The organism is Arthrobacter sp. Ha26, from assembly GCF_059091705.1.
This window is the reverse complement of sequence record NZ_JBNHGX010000007.1, coordinates 13,859-32,721: the sequence shown is the minus strand read 5'-3', so window position 1 is coordinate 32,721 and position 18,863 is coordinate 13,859. Positions and strand designations below refer to the sequence as shown.

Sequence of the window (18,863 nt, the reverse complement as noted above, 5' to 3'; positions counted from 1 at the left end):
GACCGGGGTTTCTATCAGTTGTGTGTGCTTGTCCGGCTAGCCGGCCAGCTGGCGTTGCAGCTCGCTCAGGCGGGTGATGACCGAAGCGTCAAGCACTTCGTCACCGACCTGGACGCGGATGCCGCCAATGAGTGCCGGGTCAACATTGACGTTGACCTTCAGTTCCCGCCCGTACAGTGCATTCAGGCCCGCCTGGAGGCGTTCCAGTTGCGTCTGCGTCAGGGGACGGGTCACGCTGACCGTCGCAATCCAGCGCTGCTGCCGCTTGGCTGCCAACTCGGCAAACCGCTGAACCAGGCGCGTGGGCTTGATGCCCCGCGGCTGGCTGACTGCCTGGGTGATGAGGACTTTTGCTTCCTCACTGACACCGGGCACCAGCCTCTCGGCCAGGACAGCCTTGGCTGCACCGCTGGCCTGCGGTTCGGACAGAGCACGTTGTACCTCGTGGCTGGAGGCAACCGCCTGGTTGAAGGAGAACAAATCGTTCTCCAGCTCTTCCAGGCCAGTGATTCCGGAGGCAGAAACGGCCGACTTGTTTTCGGCAACGGAAATGACCACCGTTGCGGCAAGAGTCTCGAGTGCATCGCCGATATCCCGTGCAGTTGCCCAGCGTGAGCTGGCCAGTCCGCCCGCGATGTCTGCAGCATCAGCGGAGACTTTTCCGCCAACAAGCTGCTTGACCAGCGCCGACTTTTCGTCGCCGTTACGGGACGGGTCAGTCAGGGCGCGGCGCAAGCCAGCCGAGCTGTCCACCATTCCCAGAATTCCGAAGAGTTCCTTTGCCAGCTGCAGCGACGCCGTCGGAAGCTTTGCTTCCAGCGAGGCCAGGGCTGTTGCCAGCGATTGGCTCGATACGCCTGCCATTACTTAGCTGCACCTGCGTTCTGGGTCTCCAGATCTGCCAGGAAGCGGTCCACAACCCGTGCTGCACGATCGTCGTCGTTCAGCGCTTCGCCGACGATGCGGCCGGCGAGGGTGGTGGCGAGGGTGCCGACCTCCGAACGCAGCGACACAACAGCCGCCTGGCGCTCGGATTCGATCTGGGCGTGGGCCTGGGCCGTGATGCGGGCAGACTCTGCGGCTGCCTTTTCCTTGAGATCCGCGAGGATCAGGGCACCTTCAGCGCGGGCTTCCTCACGGATGCGGTTGGCTTCGGCGCGGGCGTCGGTCAGCTGCTGCTTGTACTCTTCGAGTGCAGCAGACGCCTCAGCCTGTGCCTTTTCGGCCTTCGCGATGCCGCCTTCGATGGCCTCGGCGCGCTCGGCGAAGGTCTTTTCGAACATCGGGACAACGAACTTGACCACGATGAACATGAGGATGGCAAAGCCCACGAGGACAACGCCCATTTCCCAGACGTTGGGAACCAGGGGGTTGACTTCGCCCTCAGTGGCGGCTGAGATGATCAGCTGATTCATATTTCACCCGTCCTTTTCTACTCGGTTCTGTTAGTTCGCTTCGCTCTAAGGACTAGAGAACGAAGGCGAAGACCAGGCCGAGGATGGCGAGGGCTTCGGTCAGCGCGAGGCCGAGGAATGCGATCGGCTGCAGGACACGCTGTGCTTCCGGCTGGCGGGCGACGCCGTTGATGTACGCAGCGAATACGAGACCAACACCGATACCACCGCCGATTGCGGACAGACCGTAACCTACGAGGTTGAGATTGCCTTCCATTTTTCTTCCTTTCAAGATGCCACCCATGTGGCAGGTTGTTTGGGTTGCTATCATCCCCGCGAGGGGAAGCTTGTGGGTGCCTTAGTGGCTGTCGGCGTGAAGCGCGCCTTCGATGTAGATCGCTGTCAGCAGGGTAAAGACGTAGGCCTGCAGGACCATGATCAGGGCTTCAAGCATGTACATGGCGATGGCGCCTGCCAGGACCAGGACGGAGGTTCCCTTGAGCAGGACGTTCTCCTGCATGATGAGGAACTCGATGCCGTAGCCGGCGATCATCACAATGAGGTGTCCTGCGAGCATGGTCGCGAACAGACGGAGGCTGTGCGTGACGGGCCGGACCAGGAAGTTGGAGATGATCTCGATCGGGATGACGATCGGAAGGATGAACCAGGGAACACCGGAGGGCACAGTGGCCAGCTTGAAGTAACGGAGTCCGTTCTTCTTCACGCCGATGGCGATCCAGGTGAAGTAGACAATGCCCGCCAGTACATAGGCACCGCCAACGTGCGAAAACGTGGGGAGCTGGAAGAACGGGATGGCGCCGTAGATGTTGTTCACCAGGATGAAGAAGAAGAGGCTGAACAACAGCGGGACGTACTTGATGAAGTCCCTGCCGCCGATGATGTCCTTGGCGATTCCGTTGCGGACGAAGCCGTAGGCGGCTTCACCGGCGAACTGGAGCTTGCCGGGTACCAGCTGCTGCTTGCGTGCGGCGAGCACGAAGAAGACGGCGATAAAGACGACAGAGAGGAGGACCAGCAGCATCTGCTTGGAGAATCCTTCTGCGGCACCCCACGGCAGGATTGCCGGCAAATGCATTTCGTTAATTCCAGGAGGAGTAAACTCTCCTGAATCTTGGGCCGGGAGCGCAAGCGCGATCAACGCGTTTCCTCTCTGCAGTGTCCATCATTGGGCGTTGGGCGGGGTCCGGCAGCCTGATGGCCTGCTGTTCCCCCTGTGAAATTATTTGGCATTAGTGTCGCCGTCCTGGGACGGCCCGCTGGCAGCATGGCGCTCCCCAGCGGTTTTGCGGGAACTGGTAAGGCCATGCATATGGGAAAGGTAAAAGCCTCCGACGGCTCCAAGCAGAGCGCCTGCGAGCACGATCCAGCGCGTTCCCCACACGTAATCCAGTCCCCACCCTATCAAACTCCAGACGATGATTCCGCCAATGATGTAGCTGAATACGGCCATGCCGGCGTTGTATCCGCCGCTGGTTCCGCCGCCTGATACACCGCTGTCAGAGCCGTTTGATCCGGCGTTGCCGTTCGTGCCGTCCGAGGGCTTCCGGGGATCACGCATCGGATTTTCCCTTGGTTTCTGGATCGTTGTAGATCTGGAGGCGGGCCTTGCTGAAACCATGGAGTTCTGCAGCCTGCCACAGGACGACGGCGGTCACGGCACCGGCCACGAACCAGCGGCCGTGCAGCCACTCCGGTGTACCGATGACGAACAGGACTGCGGCGAAGCCCACCACCTTGACGAAATAGGTGGCCACGAACATGCCGATGGCTCCGGAGGGATTGTTGCGCCCCATGACATGGCCCACCAGGAGGCTGATGCCGAAGAACAGCATCACCAGCAGGCCGCCGGCTGTGCTGGACAGAACCCCGGCGGGGCCGTCCAGGACTGCTGCGGCAACGGCGCACAGCGCCAGTCCGGCCGCGGCGGCGAGCGAACTCCTTTTGAGGAGGTTCAGCCAGAGGAAGGGGGTTGGGCCGGATGCGCCAACGGTTCCGTTGCCGGACTGGTGTCCGGACTCGGCGTTGGAGGTCATTCGATCCCAATCGTCGGCACCACGCGGCAGGAGGCCGCACGGCAGGTTGTGGAGGGCAGCTTTGGCTGCCCCTAAATTCTACACGAGATAGAACACCGCTAGGCCACCGGCATGCGGGTGACCTTGGCGGGCCGCCGGTACCGGCGGATCAGGTCCGGGCTGGCCAGGTACACAGCGAGCACCAGCGCGCTTGCGGCCACACACAGTGCGACGATCGGCAGCGGAGCGGTGGCGGCGATAAAGCCCAAAATGATCACGGCCGCGGTGCAGGCTGTGACCATGGCGGCTGACTGAAGGTGCGAGAAGCCAACGTCGGTAAGCCGCTGGTAGACGTGTTGCCGGTGCGACGCGTACCACCGCTCCCCAGCCTTGATCCGGCGGAGCAGGGTGTAGCCGGTGTCGGCCGCGTACACCAGGATCGGTGAGAGGACGTACTCGACGTAGACGCCGCTGAGGAAGCCCGCCACGGCGAGGGCCGCAATGGAGGCACCCAGCAGGTAACTGCCCACGTCGCCCAGGAAAACCGAGCCGCGGCCCAGGTTCCAGGGGAGGAAACCGAGGAAGGACATTGCCAGCACCGTGCCGCCGGCGGTCAGCCAGGCCTGTTCGGACAGCATTCCAGCCGCAGCATAGGCAACACCGGCGGTGACCCCGTGCAGGCCCGAGATGCCATTAACGCCGTCCATGAAGTTGGCGATGTTGACATAGGCTGCGATCGCCACGGCGGCCAGCGGCAGCCACCAGAACGACTGTCCCGTGAGAACAATGAGTGCGGCAGAGCCGGCCGCTCCGATGCCGAGCTGGGATGCGGCGCGGCCGCGGATGGACATGCCGCGCAGGTCCTCGATCCAGCCCACCGCCGCGCAGGCGGCAATGATGCCAAGCACGACGGCGGCTACGGAGCGGTCCACGGTGACAACCCCCAGCAGCACTGCGGCCGCGTAGCCGACGGCTGTGGCCAGTGCGGTAGCGACGCCCATCCCCCGGATGGTGACTTTCACGTGGGATGAGCGGGCGGAAGGAACATCAACCACGCCCATCCGGACCAGCAACGGCTTCACAGCGAACGGGAGGAGCAGGCCGGCCAACAGGGTGACCCCGGCCACGAGAGCCAAAAGCATCACGACGCCACCCGGATCTCACCGGCGTCATTGGCCTCGTCATCGGGAATATCGGCGATGCTGGCGCCTTGTTCTGCCTCGCAGCGGGCCAGCCAGACGTTGAGGTCGAGTTTGTCCGGGTTCTGCTCAGTTGCCCTGGTGTGCGAAATTTTGGGATGCAGGGGGCGCTTGTCCGATTCACCGGTACCCACCAGTTCCTCGTGCAGCTTCTCCCCCGGCCGCAGCCCTGTGTAAATGATCTCCACATCCTTGCCGGACATGGCAATCATCCGCTGCGCCACGTCCAGGATCCGGACGGGTTCGCCCATGTCCAGGATCAGTACGTCGCCACCGGTACCGATTGCGCCGGCCTGGATCACCAGCTGGCAGGCCTCGGGGATGGTCATGAAGAAGCGGGTGACGTCGGGGTCGGTGACCGTCACAGGACCGCCCACGCGGATCTGCTCGGTAAACAGCGGCAGCATGGAGCCGCGGCTGCCCATCACGTTGCCGAAACGGACGGAGACGAACTTGCTGCCGGTCTGGCTGGCCATCCAGGCGGTCAACTTTTCCGCGACCCGTTTTGAGTGGCCAAGTGCAGTGGTGGGGTTCGCCGCTTTGTCGGTGGAGATGTTCACGAAGTGCGAGACGCCGGCGCGCTGCGCGGCGCGCAGGACGTTCAGGGTGCCGCAGACGTTGGTTTTCCACGCTTCCACCGGGTACTGCTGAAGCAGAGGCGCGTGTTTCAGTGCGGCAGCGTGGAACACCACTTCGGGGCGCCGGTCCTCAAAAATGTCCATCAGCGCTTCGCCGTCGCGGATGTTGGCCAGCACGGTATCGCGGCCTGCCAGGAGGCCGTGGCCCGTGATGGAGATCTGAGTTTGCTGCAGTCCCGTCTCATCGTGGTCCAGCATGATCAGTTCCGCAGGGTCGAACTGCACAATCTGGCGGCAGAGTTCGGACCCGATGGAACCGCCGGCGCCGGTCACCAGCACCCTCTTGCCCTTGATGTATCCGGCAATTTCGTCAACTTCGATATCCACGGGCCGCCGGCCGATCAGGTCCTCAACCGCCACGTCGCGGAAGTCGGAGAAACCGGCGGGCGCGCCGGTGCCCAGCATGTCCCGCAGCGGAGGCAGCACCAGCACGCGCACGTTCAAACCCGCCACCGCATCGGAGATGCGGCGGACCACGGCGGCTTCCACATTGGCGAACGCAAGGACCAGGACTTTAGCGCGGGTGCGGCGGATAATGGCCGGCAGGTCGTCCCCCCGGCCCTGGACCTGGACGCCGGAGAGGCGCAGGTGCTTCTTGGCGGGATCGTCGTCGATCAGGCCCACGGGAAAGTACGGGGAATCCGGGTCCTGCAGCATCCGGGTCACCAGGGAGTTGCCAAGGAATCCAGCGCCGTAGACCAGGGTGTTTTGTGCCCCGTCCCCCGGCCGGGCCTTGCCTTCCACGTAAAGCCGTTTGGCATAGCGGGCGGCGCACATGAAAAGACACGCGAAGGGAAAAGCGATCAGGCCCACGCTGCGGCCGATGTTGATGGCCTCGTACAGCACCAGAAGGCTCACGGTGATCGAGGCAGCCACAATGACCGTGACGAATACCAGCGCCTTGGCCTCCTGGAAGCTGCCGAACGGGTAACGGCCCCGGTACAGCGCGAGGGAATACCCAGCCAGCATCTGTGCCACCACCGCGATGGCGGCGATCACCACGGCACCGGCGAACTGTTCCACACGGATGCCCATCTCGTAGCGCAGCAGCAGGGCCAGGCCGATCGCCACCACCCACGACATGGAGTCGAGGAAGAGCTGGATCCAGATCCAGAGGGCGGGCTTCTCGTCCCGTACTGCGGCAGGTGCGCGCGTTTCTGATTGTGTACTCAACGAAAGATGCAACCGACTTCCACTACCACGGCGGCCAGGCGCCTGTTTCAAAATACCCCGCCGCAAAACTGTCGGACGGCGTCGGGGCCTAGAACGATACTAATCGCTTCGGGTTCCGCTGCCCGGATACGCCGGCAGCGGCGGCATGGGTCGCCACCCGGCGTCGGCGAGGATAGTGCGTGATTCGCGCCATCCCTGCCACAGGGCACCGGCCCCTTTAAGGGTCCGCTCGACGAGGACCAGCCGGGCAAGTTCCTTCAGGAAAGTCAGCGCGGTTCCGGCGGCGAAACCGGCCCGGTTGAACTTGCCGTGGGCCCGCAGGTAGTGCGCCACGTGCCCGCGGTTGCGCATTACATAGCGCCGGCTCAGGTCGGAGGAATCATTGAGGTGCCGCAGTCCCAGGTCCACCTGCCGCTGGGCGCGGACCTTTTTGATGACGAAGGCGTTCACGTACACCACCGGGGTCCGCTGCGCTGCAAGCCAGCCGTAGATCAGGTCGTCCCAGGTGATGAAGAACCGCGGATCCGGCAGTCCGATGTTCCGCGCCACGGACGCGTGGATGAGCATGCCTTCAAAGTTGCCCACGTTGGTGCGGAAAACATCCGAATCCCGGAACACGTCCCGCGAAACCGGGAGGAAGATCCCCAGCGCCTCGACGAAATGGTGTTGCCAGAAGAAGGGTTTGCCGTTGGCGTCGTAGCGGCGGCCGATCAGGCAGGAGTAGTCCGGCGTGAACTTCGCCAGTGCCTCCACCGCGCCGGGAAGCACCTCGACGTCGTCGTCCATCAGCCACAACCACTCGGCGCCGGACTCCAGTGCCAGTTCCACGCCGCGCGAGAACCCGCCGGCCCCGCCGATGTTCCGGTCCAGCCGTTCGTACTGGATGGGGGGTCCGCCGGCGGCACCGGCCTGGGCCACGACGTCCGGCGTATGGTCGGTGCTGGCGTTGTCCACCACGAGGATCCGGGCCGGTGCGCGGTCCAGCCGGGCGAAGGAGGCCAGCAGGTTGCGCAGGAAGTCCGCGCGGTTGTAGGTGACGACGACGGCGTACAGGTTCTCCACGGCGGCCTAGCTGTTGGCGGACATCAGTTCCGCGGGTGAGCCGAAGCCCTTCCCGCGGAAGCCGGTGGAGTAGGCCCTGAACCAGTGCGCCAGGCCCTTCAGGTCACCGGTCTTCAGGAAGTAATAGGGAAAACCGACGATGTCCGCGCTGAACCAGCGGAGGTTCCGGTACTTGCGGGTCAGGTAGCCGCGGTTGCGGAAGTAGCAGTAGCGCTTGAATTCACCCTCGGGGATGACGGGAGTGATAAACCCGCCGAACACGGGTTTCATCTCGGTCCAGGTGGCGGGGTGCTGCACGGCAACAGTGGCGAGCGTGCCGTACTTGAGCCCGGCTTTTTTCACGCGGGAGAGGAAGTCCACCTCGTCGCCGCGGATGAAGAACTTAACGTCCGGAATGCCGATCCGGTAAAAAACCTCGGTCCGGATCAGCGCACCGTTGAAGAAGTGCACCATGTCCGGAAGGTAGCCCATGGGCGCCAGCCGCGACCGGTCATTGGTCAGCAGCCCGTTGATACGGAAATTGAAGGACAGCCGGTTGGGGTCGGCCGTGGCGGCGACGAGCGGGCTGATGATATCCAGCTCGTGCTCCTCTGCCGTGCGGAGCAGCTCGGCCAGGCAGCTGGCGTCCTCCGGGTGGCCGTCGTCGTCCATCATCCAGATCCACTCGGCGCCGCTGGCCATTGCCGCAAGGATGGCATAGGCGAAGCCGCCGGCACCGCCCAGGTTGGCTTCGGACCGCAGGTAGTTGATGTTCTGCGCTCCCCCGGCCTTAACGACGTCGGTTGCCGGGATGGTGCCGGAGTCCACCAGGGCGATGGAATGGATGGGGGCGGTCTGCGCAGCCAGGCCCTTCAGGAGCAGGGCAAGCTCCTCATGGCGGTCAAAAGTTACGGCCGCGACGGCAACTTTGGGCTGCATGTCAGTTCCCCGCATGGTTGTCAGTGCTGCTGATGGCACTGCTGCCGGCAGTTTCGCCGGCAGTGTTGGCTTCGGTTTCCCGCGCGTCGGACGCCTCGTGCGCCTCCGGCTCTTCGGGCGTCTCCCGCTCTTCCGCCGCCATCGGGATTTCGCCGAGCCCCAGGACGCCCGGAACGTGTTCCCGGAGCTGCTCCAGGCTCACTGCTCCGTTGCGCACCACGCGCAGGAGCGGGCCCGTGGCGTCCACAATGGTGGAGGGTACGGCAATCTCGCCTTCCCTTGGCCGGAAGCCGCCCTCCAGGTACACCTCAACGGACTCTGCAAGTTGCTCGCGGGCGGCAGCAGCGGTCTGTCCGGGCGCCTGGCCGGTGCGGTTGGCAGAGGATACGGCGAGCGGTCCCGTCAGCGTCAGCAGTTCAAGGGCGATCTCGTCGGCGGGCATGCGCAACGCTACGGTCCCCTTGGTTTCACCGAGATCCCAGTCCAGGGACGGCTGGGCGTGCAGGATCAGGGTAAGGCCGCCCGGCCAGAATGCTTCGGCAAGCTTGCGGGCATCAGCCGACACGTCGGTGGCCAGGCCGTCCAGCGCATTGATCCGCGGGATCAGTACGGGCGGAGGCATGGTGCGGCTGCGTCCCTTGGAGACCAGCAGCATGGTGACTGCCTGCGGGGAGAAAGCGTCGGCGCCGATCCCGTACACGGTGTCCGTGGGAAGCACGACGCACTTCTTTTCGCTGATGGCGCGCTGGGCGTGCTCCAGGCCCTGTGCCCGTTCGTCGTCAATGGTGCAGTTGTAGGTTGTGGTCACTGGCCCATTCTTTCATTGCGTAGTGTTTGGTCCGCGAGCACGGCGCTGGTGGCGCGGTCCTTGCCGTTAAGGTCCCGGTGGGTGCTGATTCCGGTCCAGCATCCTGACCTGGCCAGCATCGCCGCGATCCACTCTGCCTGGACTTCTGCATGTTCCATCACGAAGTATCCGCCGGCTACCAGCAGGCGGGCAGCCGAGGCGGCCGCCGCCGTCGGAAGTTCCATGCCGTCCGCTCCCCCGCCGTACAGTGCCTCCGGTGGATCGTGCAGGGCTACTTCCGGCTCGTTGGGGATGGCCTCTGCAGGGATGTACGGCGGGTTGGAAACCACGACGTCGAAGGTTCCGTTCAGCTCCTGCAGTGCGTTGCGCAGGTCCCCGAGCACGAGATGGACGCCCAGGGGTGCGAGGTTTTTCGCCGCCCAGGCGTGCGCGAAGGGGCTGAATTCCACCGCGTGGACTTCGGCGCCGGGCACCTCGTGGGCTATGGAGCCCGCGATGGCACCGGAACCAGTCCCAAGGTCCACGATCCTCGGGTGCGCCATGTCCTTGACGTGGTCAATGACCAGTTGGGCCACGGATTCGGTCTCGGGCCGGGGAATGAAGACGCCCGGGCCCACGGCCAGCTCGAGGTAGCGGAAGTGCGCAACTCCGGTGATGTGCTGGAGGGGCACCCTGCCGGCGCGCTCGGCCACGAGGGCGTCGTACCCTTCCGGCGCGGGTGCATCGCCGAGCATCATGGCGCGAAGCCGGCCCAGCCCCACGTTCAGCAGATGGTCGGCAAGCAGCTCAGCATCTACGCGGGGGCTGGGAACACCGGCATCGCGGAGGATGGCTGTGGCCTCACTGACGGCGTCAGCGAGCGACTTGCCTGGCCCGAATGTCATGTCCCGAATGTCGTGTCCCAAACGCCGGGGGCGGACTAGTCGCCGATGGCGTCCAGGCGCGCCTGTTCGTCCATCTCGATCGCGGACTGGATGACAGGCTCCAGGTCGCCGTTCATCACCTGGTCCAGGTTGTAGGCCTTGTAGCCCGTGCGGTGGTCCGCGATGCGGTTTTCCGGGTAGTTGTAGGTGCGGATGCGCTCGGAGCGGTCCATGGTGCGGATCTGCGACTTCCGCTGGGCGGAGTTTTCGGCGTCGATCTGCTCCTGCTGGTGGGCCAGGATGCGTGCCCGCAGGACGCGCATGCCGGCCTCGCGGTTCTGCAGCTGGGATTTTTCGTTCTGCATGGCCACCACGATGCCGGTGGGAAGGTGGGTGATGCGCACCGCAGAGTCGGTGGTGTTCACGGACTGGCCGCCGGGACCCGAGGAACGGTAGACGTCGATCTTGAGGTCGTTCTGGTTGATTTCGAGCTCTTCGGGCTCGTCCACTTCGGGCAGGACCAGTACGCCGGCAGCCGAGGTGTGGATGCGGCCCTGGGATTCTGTGACGGGAACGCGCTGCACCCGGTGCACGCCGCCTTCAAACTTCAGCCGGGCGTACACGCCTTCGGCGGGATCGTTCGAGCTGCCCTTGACGGCAACCTGGACGTCTTTGTAACCGCCAAGGTCCGACTCGGTGGCCGAGATGATTTCGGTCTTCCAGCCGCGCGACTCCGCGTACCGGGTGTACATGCGCAGGAGGTCTCCGGCAAAGAGGGCAGCCTCGTCGCCGCCTTCACCGCCCTTGACCTCGAGGATCACATTGCGTGCGTCGTCAGGATCGCGCGGGATCAGCAGGCGGCGCAGTTTGGCCGCTGCAACCTCCAGCGCCTCCTCCAGTTCAGGAACCTCGGCAGCGAACTCAGGATCCTCGTCAGCCATCTCCTTGGCAGCAGCAAGATCGTCCCGAATGCCTTCCCACTTGTGGTAGGCCTCAACAATGCCATTGAGCTGAGCCGACCGCCGTCCCAGCTTGCGCGCAAGCCGCTGATCAGCATAAACAGCAGGATCCCCCAGCTGCGCCTGGATAGCATCATGCTCATCAAGCAGGCCCTGTACGGACTCAAACATTTTCAAAACCTCTTTCGTTCTGCGCCCCATTTTAGTGGGGTGCAGGAATCCATTCCCAAAAAAGCAGGCCGGGCAAGGGTGAGCCGGGCGCACGACGCGCAGGTTTTCCGCCCCGGGAGTGGCATCGGGCCTGCCGAAGCGTGGTGGCCAAGTCCGTCAGGACGTGGCCACCACGCGAAGGGGCGGGGGCGGAAAACCTGCGCGGCGAACCACGCAGGGCAACCGCACCCCGCCCCTGAACTCAGCTACTTGTCGTTATCGGACTTCGCGCCAAGTGTCGTCTTCTGAACCTGCATCAGGAACTCAACGTTGCTCTGGGTCTCCCGGATCTTGTTGGTCAGGAGTTCCAGGCTCTGCTGGGTTTCGAGTCCGGAGAGGACGCGGCGCAGCTTCCACATGATCTTGACTTCTTCGGGCGAGAGCAGGTTTTCCTCACGGCGGGTGCCGGACGCGTTCACGTCCACTGCCGGGAAGATGCGCTTGTCTGCCAGCTGGCGGGACAGGCGGAGCTCCATGTTGCCGGTGCCCTTGAACTCTTCGAAGATGACCTCGTCCATCTTGGAGCCGGTTTCCACGAGGGCGGTGGCCAGGATGGTGAGTGAGCCGCCGTTTTCGATGTTGCGGGCTGCACCGAAGAAGCGCTTGGGCGGGTACAGGGCTGCGGAATCCACACCACCGGACAGGATGCGGCCGGAAGCCGGTGCTGCCAGGTTGTAGGCGCGGCCCAGGCGGGTCATGGAGTCCAGCAGGACCACCACGTCCATGCCCATTTCCACGAGGCGCTTGGCGCGTTCGATGGAGAGTTCGGCCACGGTGGTGTGGTCGTCGGCGGGACGGTCGAAGGTGGAGGCAATGACCTCGCCCTTGACGGTGCGCTGCATGTCCGTGACCTCTTCGGGACGTTCGTCAACGAGCACCATCATGAGGTGGACCTCAGGGTTGTTGGTGGTGATCGCGTTGGCGATGGACTGCAGGATGAGCGTCTTGCCGGCCTTGGGCGGGGAGACGATCAGGCCGCGCTGGCCCTTGCCGATGGGAGCGACGAGGTCGATGACGCGGGGGCCGATCTTCTTCGGATCGGTCTCCAGGCGCAGGCGCTCGGACGGGTACAGCGGTACCAGTTTGGCGAACTCGACGCGGTCCTTGAGCTCTTCCGAGGTCTTGCCGTTGACCGATGTCACGCGGACCAGGGCATTGAACTTCTGGCGGGCGGACTGCTGGCTGCGGTCTTCGCCGTCACGCGGGGCGCGGATGGCGCCAACCACGGCGTCGCCCTTGCGCAGGTTGTACTTCTTGACCTGGGCGAGCGAGACGTAAACGTCATTCGGGCCTGGGAGGTAGCCGGAGGTGCGGATGAACGCGTAGTTCTCCAGGACGTCCAGGATGCCGGCAACGGGCAGCAGGACGTCGTCCTCGGTGATTTCGACGTCGTCAACGTCGGGTCCTTGCGCGCGGCCGCGGCGGCGGTCGTTGCGGTCGCGGAAGCGGTCGTTACGGTCGTTGCGCGAGCTGTTGTCGCGGTCCTGCCCGCCGGAGCGGTCGTTCCGGTCGTTCCGGTCGCGCCGGTTACGGCGGTTCCGGCGGCTGCCGCCGTCGGTGTCATCGCTATCGCGGGTGTCGCGGTTGTCGTCGCGGCGCGCGCCTTCGCGCTGGCCGGCCTCGCGGTTGTCGTCGCGGCGCGCGCCTTCGCGCTGGCCGGCCTCGCGGCTGCCGGCGTTGTCCCGGCTGTCGCCGCCTTCACGGGTGTCGCGGCCACGGCCGCGGCCGCCTTCGCGGCGGTCCGTGCGCTGGCCACCTTCTTCGGCTTCAGTCCGGTCAGCGGTGCGCGGCTCTGCCGTACGCTGTTCGGCGCTGCGCTGCTCGGCAATACCCGCTTCAGCAGTCTGCTGCCCGGCGCCGGCCTGCTCTGCCGGTGCTTCAACAGCTTCGGCTGCCTGCGGGGCTGCCGCGGCTGCTTCGCCGCGGCGGCGGTTGCGGGTGCGGGGCTGGCGGCGTTCGGCTGCGCCTTCAGTTGCTTCAGGGGCTTCTGCGGCGGGAGCTTCAGCGGGAGCGGCGGCGGCTTCAGCGGCTGCCGGTGCCACAACTCCGTCGCTTACTGCACGGCGGCTGCGGCCGCGGCCCCTGGCGCGGGTGCCTTCGGCGGGGGCCTCCGTGGTGTCCGTTGCGGCCGGAGCTGAGGCTGCGGGAGCAGCAACAGCAGGAGCTGCGGCTGCCGGTGCGGCGACGCTGTCAACAGCCTTGGCGGCTGTCCTGGCCGGAGTCTTGGTCATCGGAGTGCCGGCGCGATGGGCGGAAATGGCGGCAACCAGGTCCCCCTTGCGCATCCGGGAACCGCCGGAAATACCGAGCTGGCTGGCGAGTGCCTGCAGCTGGGCGAGCTTCAGGCCAGCTAGGCCGCTGCTCTTGGCGGGTGCTGCCGATGATTCGGCAGCAGAAGTTGATAGTTCCACAGCTGGCGACAGCTCAGTGGTTTCGGTCACGAAGGATCCTTCCCCCTCGACGGCGTCCAGACGAGGAGCTGGGCGCGATGATTTGATCTGGGCTGCAGTTCAGATTTGCAGCCGGGATTTCGGCCTTGCCGGTTGGATATCGGCCAGCAGGGCCGGATACTGATTCACTCTGCGCTCCGCCCAAGGTGGAACTGCGGACTGACGCTTCAGGGGCAGTTTTGAATGCTGCAGATTCCTGCGACAGACCAAGCAGGTGGCACCGGAATAGATTGCGCAGTAGGAGACCAGGCTGCAACTAAGTGCATAAGCAGATCAGATAGGCGTCAATTACCGCCGGTGCAACTCCACCTTAGCACCTTCAACGTCCACTGCCAGCTTCAGTACACGCCATCCTGTGTCCGGCGTGTTCGCCGCGGTGAACTGCTCGATGAAAGTGACGACGGCGGCCGCTTCAGCCTGTCCGTCCGCCAGCACCAGCACGGTGGGCCCGGCACCGGAGACAACCGCTGCATGCCCGGCTGCCCGGAGTGCCGAGATCAGCGCAGCGCTGGGTCGCATGGCTTCTGCCCGGTAGCTCTGGTGGAGGTAGTCCTCGGTACCGGCGAGCAGGAATTCCGGCTTGGTGGTCAGGGCGTGGATCAAGAGTGCGGCGCGCCCTGCGTTCATGGCAGCCGCGTGGTGCCCCACGGAGGCCGGAAGCAGTGCCCGGGCGGTTTCCGTTGACAGCTCGAAGTCCGGCACCGCGACGACCGGAACCACCGTGCCGGACACCGTTGCACTGGTGCTGCTGTACTGGTCACTGTCCTGCCAGGACAGCGCCAGGCCGCCGAAAATAGCCGGTGCCACGTTGTCCGGGTGCCCCTCAAGCTCACTGGTGAGCTGAAGCACCCAGTCCTTGCCGCGGCGGCTTTCCTCGGATACCAACGCGTTCGCTGCGGAAATAGCCGCCACCACGGCCGAAGCGGAGGAACCCAGCCCGCGGCCGTGGGGAACAACATTTTCCGCGATCACCTTGAGGCCCCCGTGCCGGAAGCCGAGCCGTTCGAAGGCGGCCTCCATGGCCCTGATGACCAGATGGCTGGCGTCGCGGGGCAACGTTTCCGCGCCCTCGCCGGTGAGGTCGAACAGAAGTTCCTCGGATTCGAGGGTCTCCACCGTCAGGGTGTCGTGCAGCGCCAATGCCAGGCCCAGGCTGTCGTAGCCTGGGCCCAGGTTGGCGGTGGTGGCCGGAACGCGGACTGTGACTCGTTGTCCGGCTTCAATGAGCTGCATGCCGACGGTGGCCTGCGAGGTGGTGTCCAAGGTTATTTTTCTTCCAGTCCCAGTTCAGCAGCAACGGTGACAACATCGTTGGAGACCTTGACCGGCTGGACATCGCTGCCGTCCTCGGTACGCAGGGCCCACTGGGGATCCTTCAGTCCGTGGCCGGTCACCGTAATGACGATGGTTTTGCTGGCCGGCACCTCGCCGGCGGCGTGCTTCTTCAGCAACCCGGCAACGCCTGCTGCAGACCCCGGCTCCACAAAGACGCCTTCACGGGAGGACAGCCAGCGGTGGGCGTTGAGGATCTCTTCGTCGGTCACCGCGTCGATGAACCCGCCGGACTCATCGCGGGCAGCGATGGCGCCGTCCCAGGAAGCAGGGTTGCCGATCCGGATGGCGGTAGCGATCGTGTCCGGTTCCGTGATGGGGTGGCCGGCCACGAAGGGGGCAGCCCCGGCAGCCTGGAAGCCCCACATCGCGGGGGTCTTGGTAGCAACGGCGGGCAGGGTGCCGGCTGTTTCGGACTCGAACGGAGCGGAGTACTCCTTGTAGCCCTTCCAGTAGGCGGTGATGTTTCCGGCGTTACCCACCGGGAGGACGTGGATGTCCGGGGCGTCACCCAGCGCGTCCACGATCTCGAACGCACCGGTCTTCTGTCCCTGGATCCGGGCCGGGTTGACGGAGTTAACCAGGAACACGGGGTAGGACTCCCCCAGCTTCCGGGCAATGTCCAGGCAGTTGTCGAAGTTGCCGTCCACCTGCAGCAGCGTGGCACCGTGCGCGATGGCCTGGCTGAGCTTGCCCATGGAGATCTTGCCTTCGGGAACCAGGACGGCGCACTTCAGTCCTGCTGCGGTGGCGTAGGCGGCAGCAGAAGCGGAGGTGTTGCCGGTGGAAGCACACACCACGGCCTTCGCGCCGGACGCTACGGCGGCGGTCATGGCCATGGTCATGCCGCGGTCCTTGAAGGAACCGGTGGGGTTCATGCCCTCCACCTTCAGGTACACCTCCGAGCCCGTGAGCTCGGAGAGCTTCTGCGCGTGCACCAGCGGGGTGCCGCCCTCACCCAGTGTGATGACCCTGGTGGATTCCGTCACGGGCAGACGGTCAGCGTATTCGCGGATAACGCCGCGCCATTGGTGAGCCACTTAGACTCCTTCTACCCGCAGAACGGATGTAACTGAATTGATGACGTCCAGGCCCTTCACGGCCTCGACGGTGGCTGCAAGGGCAGCCTCTGACGCGCGGTGGGTGACGATCCGCAGTTCGGCCGATTCCACGTTGGATTCGGCGTCGCGGTGGATGGTCTGCCGCATGATTTCGATGGACACGCCGTGCTCGGCGAACAGCTGGGCGATCCTGGCGAGCACGCCCGGCTGGTCCGCGACGTCCAGGCCGATGTAGTAGCTGGTGACGGCGGCGTCGATGGGCAGTGCCGGTACATGGCCCGTGGTGGTTTCGGTGCGTCCGGGGCCGCCGAGCACCAGGCGGCGGGCTGCGGAGACGAGGTCGCCCAGCACGGCAGATGCCGTGGGTGTTCCGCCGGCGCCCTGGCCGTAGAACATCAGCTCGCCAGCGTTCTCGGCCTCGATGAACACGGCATTGAAGGCGCCGCGGACGGCAGCCAGCGGGTGCTCTCGCGGCAGGAGCGTGGGGTGGACGCGCACGGAAACGCCCTCGCCGCCGTCGTTATCCTCAAGCTTTTCCGCGATGGCCAGCAGCTTGATGACAAAACCGGCGTCCTTGGCTGCGGCGATGTCCGCGGCGCTGACGCTGGTGATGCCTTCACAGTGGACGTTTTCGAGGGCGAACCGGGTGTGGAACGACAGCGAGGCAAGAATCGCGGCCTTGGCGGCGGCGTCGTGGCCTTCGACGTCGGCGGTGGGATCCGCCTCTGCGTAGCCAAGCCGCTGGGCTTCAGCCAGGGCGTCGGCAAACTGGGCCCCGGTGGAGTCCATCTGGTCCAGGATGTAGTTGGTGGTGCCGTTGACGATGCCCAGCACGCGGGTGATCCGGTCGCCGGAAAGGCTGTCGCGGATGGGGCGCAGGATGGGGATGGCTCCGGCCACTGCAGCTTCGTAGGACAGCTGGACGTGGGCTTTGTCAGCCTCTTCGTAAAGGGTGGGGCCATCCTGGGCCAGGAGCGCTTTGTTGCCGGTGACCACGCAGGCGCCGTTGCGCAGGGCGGAAAGGATCAGCGTGCGGGCGGGCTCGATGCCGCCCATGAGTTCGATCACCAGGTCCGCGTCCTTGACCAGGGTCTCGGCGTCGGTGGTGAACAGCTCCTGGGGCAGTTCCACGTCGCGGCGGGAGTTGACGTTGCGCACCGCAATCCCGCTGAGCTGCAGTCGCGCACCGGTACGGGCGGCAAGGGCGTCGGCATCCTCAATGAGAATCCGCGCAACCTGGGCCCCAACGTTGCCACAGCCCAGCAGGGCTACTTTCAGGGTTCGCATTTCCGTCATTCAGGCTCCCATGTCGCGGTTCAGCAGATCTTCTTCGGTTTCCCCGCGGACAATGAGCCGGGCAGATCCGTCGCGCACCGCGACAACGCCCGGCCGGGCCAGATAGTTGTAGTTGCTTGACAGGGCCCAGCAGTAGGCGCCGGTCCCCGGTACAGCAAGCAGATCACCGGCTGCCACGTCCTCGGGCAGATATACATCTCTAACAACTATGTCGCCGCTCTCGCAATGTTTGCCCACCACGCGGGACAGCTGCGGCGCGGCGGAGGACGAGCGGGAGGCCAGGACAGCCGAATAATCCGCGTCGTACAGCACCGGCCGGGCGTTATCGCTCATGCCGCCGTCCACCGAAACATAGCGGCGCGGATACGTAACGTTGTTGCCGCCGTCACTGGCGGGCGGGGCGTCCACGCGGACGGTCTTCAGCGTCCCCACCTCGTACAGGGTGAACGTGGTGCTGCCCACGATGGCCCGGCCGGGCTCGATGGAGATGCGGGGAGAGTCAATGCCAAGTTCGGCGCAGGTGGAACGCACGACGGCGGCCATCGCCTCCGCGATCTCCGCTGCGGGGCGGGGGGTGTCCACGGGCGTGTAGGCGATGCCGTAGCCGCCGCCGAGGTCCAGCTCCGGCATCACGATGGAGTACTTTTCCTGCATGGCGGCGAGGAAGCGGAGCAGCTTCTCCGCGGCCATGGCGAAGCCATCAGGCTCGAAGATCTGGGAGCCGATGTGGCAGTGCAGTCCCAGGAGGTCGATGCCGGGGTGCGCTGCGGCAGCAGCCACCGCCTCCTCCGCAGCGGACAAGCCAGCCTGGTCTGTGGTGTCTGCCGCCATGGAGAGGCCGAACTTCTGGTCCTCGTGGGCGGTGGCGATGAACTCGTGGGTGTGGGCATGGACGCCGGGCGTAAGCCGCAGCATGACCTTTGCCTGCTCGCCGCGGGATTGGGCGATGTCGCCCACGCGGACAAGCTCGGACAGGCTGTCCACCACGATCCGGCCCAGTTTCATGTCCAGGGCGCGCTTGATCTCGCCGTCGGACTTGTTGTTGCCGTGCAGTGCCACACGCTCCCCTGCAATGCCGGCGCGGGCGGCGACGGCCAGTTCGCCGCCGGAGGCGGTGTCCAGGCGCAGCCCTTCCTCCTCCACCCACTTCACCACGGCGGTGCAGAGAAAGGACTTTCCGGCGTAGTAGACGTCCACGCCCCCGCAGATGTCCGCGAAGGCGGCGTCGAAGGAGTCCTTGAAGGCACGCGCACGTGCGCGGAAATCGGCCTCGTCCATAACGAACAGGGGTGTTCCGAACTTTTCCTTGAGGGCGGCGACGGTGGCACCACCCACGGTGAGCTGGCCGTCGTCGTTACGCTGCACACTTCCCGCCCACATGGGCTCCTGCAGGGCGTTCAGGTCGGCGGGAACCGCCAGCCATTCAGGCGCCAGCGGGGAAGCAGTATTTCCGGTCTGCACAGACAT

Annotated in this window: 18 protein-coding genes; all 18 read right to left on the bottom strand. The window is 65.1% G+C overall.

Translation table 11 applies throughout. The annotated features are described in order from the left end of the window. Nucleotides 1–36: 36 nt before the first annotated feature. Entirely contained in the window at nt 37–864 is an 828-nt protein-coding gene (locus tag AC5RVY_RS15860; RefSeq protein ID WP_493955668.1) for a F0F1 ATP synthase subunit delta, read from the bottom strand. Further along, entirely contained in the window at nt 864–1,415 is a 552-nt protein-coding gene (locus tag AC5RVY_RS15855) for a F0F1 ATP synthase subunit B (RefSeq protein WP_493955667.1), read from the bottom strand. Before AC5RVY_RS15855 ends, AC5RVY_RS15860 begins: the two co-directional genes overlap by 1 nt. A gap of 52 nt (nt 1,416–1,467) precedes the next feature. After that, nucleotides 1,468–1,671 carry an ATP synthase F0 subunit C gene (gene atpE, locus AC5RVY_RS15850; RefSeq protein WP_009356484.1) on the bottom strand — a complete coding sequence of 68 codons (204 nt, stop codon included), beginning with the start codon at nt 1,669–1,671 and terminating at the stop codon, nt 1,468–1,470. A gap of 81 nt (nt 1,672–1,752) precedes the next feature. Continuing rightward, nucleotides 1,753–2,553: a F0F1 ATP synthase subunit A gene (atpB, locus tag AC5RVY_RS15845; RefSeq protein ID WP_091415702.1), complete on the bottom strand. Its 801-nt coding sequence runs from the start codon at nt 2,551–2,553 to the stop codon at nt 1,753–1,755. A gap of 81 nt (nt 2,554–2,634) precedes the next feature. Further along, nucleotides 2,635–2,973, bottom strand: coding sequence for an AtpZ/AtpI family protein (locus AC5RVY_RS15840; protein WP_493955666.1), 339 nt, complete (start codon nt 2,971–2,973; stop codon nt 2,635–2,637). Next, nucleotides 2,966–3,448 (bottom strand): Cg1360 family ATP-synthase-associated protein, encoded by a 483-nt coding sequence (locus AC5RVY_RS15835; RefSeq protein WP_493955665.1) that lies wholly within the window; start codon nt 3,446–3,448, stop codon nt 2,966–2,968. Before AC5RVY_RS15835 ends, AC5RVY_RS15840 begins: the two co-directional genes overlap by 8 nt. 98 nt (nt 3,449–3,546) lie before the next feature. After that, nucleotides 3,547–4,569, bottom strand: coding sequence for an MraY family glycosyltransferase (locus tag AC5RVY_RS15830; protein WP_493955834.1), 1,023 nt, complete (start codon nt 4,567–4,569; stop codon nt 3,547–3,549). Next, nucleotides 4,569–6,437 (bottom strand): polysaccharide biosynthesis protein, encoded by a 1,869-nt coding sequence (locus AC5RVY_RS15825; RefSeq protein WP_493955664.1) that lies wholly within the window; start codon nt 6,435–6,437, stop codon nt 4,569–4,571. The genes AC5RVY_RS15830 and AC5RVY_RS15825 overlap by 1 nt, the downstream gene beginning before the upstream one ends. Nucleotides 6,438–6,536: 99 nt before the next feature. Continuing rightward, a complete protein-coding gene (locus tag AC5RVY_RS15820) occupies nt 6,537–7,499 on the bottom strand; it encodes a glycosyltransferase (protein WP_493955663.1) in 963 nt (320 codons plus the stop codon). Between the two features lie 6 nt (nt 7,500–7,505). Next, a complete protein-coding gene (locus tag AC5RVY_RS15815; RefSeq protein ID WP_493955662.1) occupies nt 7,506–8,417 on the bottom strand; it encodes a glycosyltransferase in 912 nt (303 codons plus the stop codon). A gap of 1 nt (nt 8,418) precedes the next feature. Then, nucleotides 8,419–9,225, bottom strand: coding sequence for an L-threonylcarbamoyladenylate synthase (locus AC5RVY_RS15810; RefSeq protein ID WP_493955661.1), 807 nt, complete (start codon nt 9,223–9,225; stop codon nt 8,419–8,421). Further along, entirely contained in the window at nt 9,222–10,109 is an 888-nt protein-coding gene (prmC, locus tag AC5RVY_RS15805) for a peptide chain release factor N(5)-glutamine methyltransferase (protein ID WP_493955660.1), read from the bottom strand. The genes AC5RVY_RS15810 and prmC overlap by 4 nt, the downstream gene beginning before the upstream one ends. Before the next feature lie 35 nt (nt 10,110–10,144). Further along, complete coding sequence (gene prfA, locus AC5RVY_RS15800; protein ID WP_050054620.1) at nt 10,145–11,218, bottom strand: peptide chain release factor 1; 1,074 nt, start codon at nt 11,216–11,218, stop codon at nt 10,145–10,147. Nucleotides 11,219–11,463: 245 nt separating this feature from the next. Then, nucleotides 11,464–13,698: a transcription termination factor Rho gene (gene rho, locus AC5RVY_RS15795; RefSeq protein ID WP_493955659.1), complete on the bottom strand. Its 2,235-nt coding sequence runs from the start codon at nt 13,696–13,698 to the stop codon at nt 11,464–11,466. Nucleotides 13,699–13,995: 297 nt separating this feature from the next. Further along, nucleotides 13,996–14,970, bottom strand: a complete 975-nt coding sequence (gene thrB / locus AC5RVY_RS15790) for a homoserine kinase (protein WP_493955658.1) — start codon at nt 14,968–14,970, stop codon at nt 13,996–13,998. A 2-nt stretch (nt 14,971–14,972) separates the two neighbouring features. Next, entirely contained in the window at nt 14,973–16,079 is a 1,107-nt protein-coding gene (thrC, locus tag AC5RVY_RS15785; protein WP_493955657.1) for a threonine synthase, read from the bottom strand. Further along, a complete protein-coding gene (locus AC5RVY_RS15780; RefSeq protein WP_493955656.1) occupies nt 16,080–17,396 on the bottom strand; it encodes a homoserine dehydrogenase in 1,317 nt (438 codons plus the stop codon). Then, entirely contained in the window at nt 17,397–18,863 is a 1,467-nt protein-coding gene (lysA, locus tag AC5RVY_RS15775; protein ID WP_493955655.1) for a diaminopimelate decarboxylase, read from the bottom strand.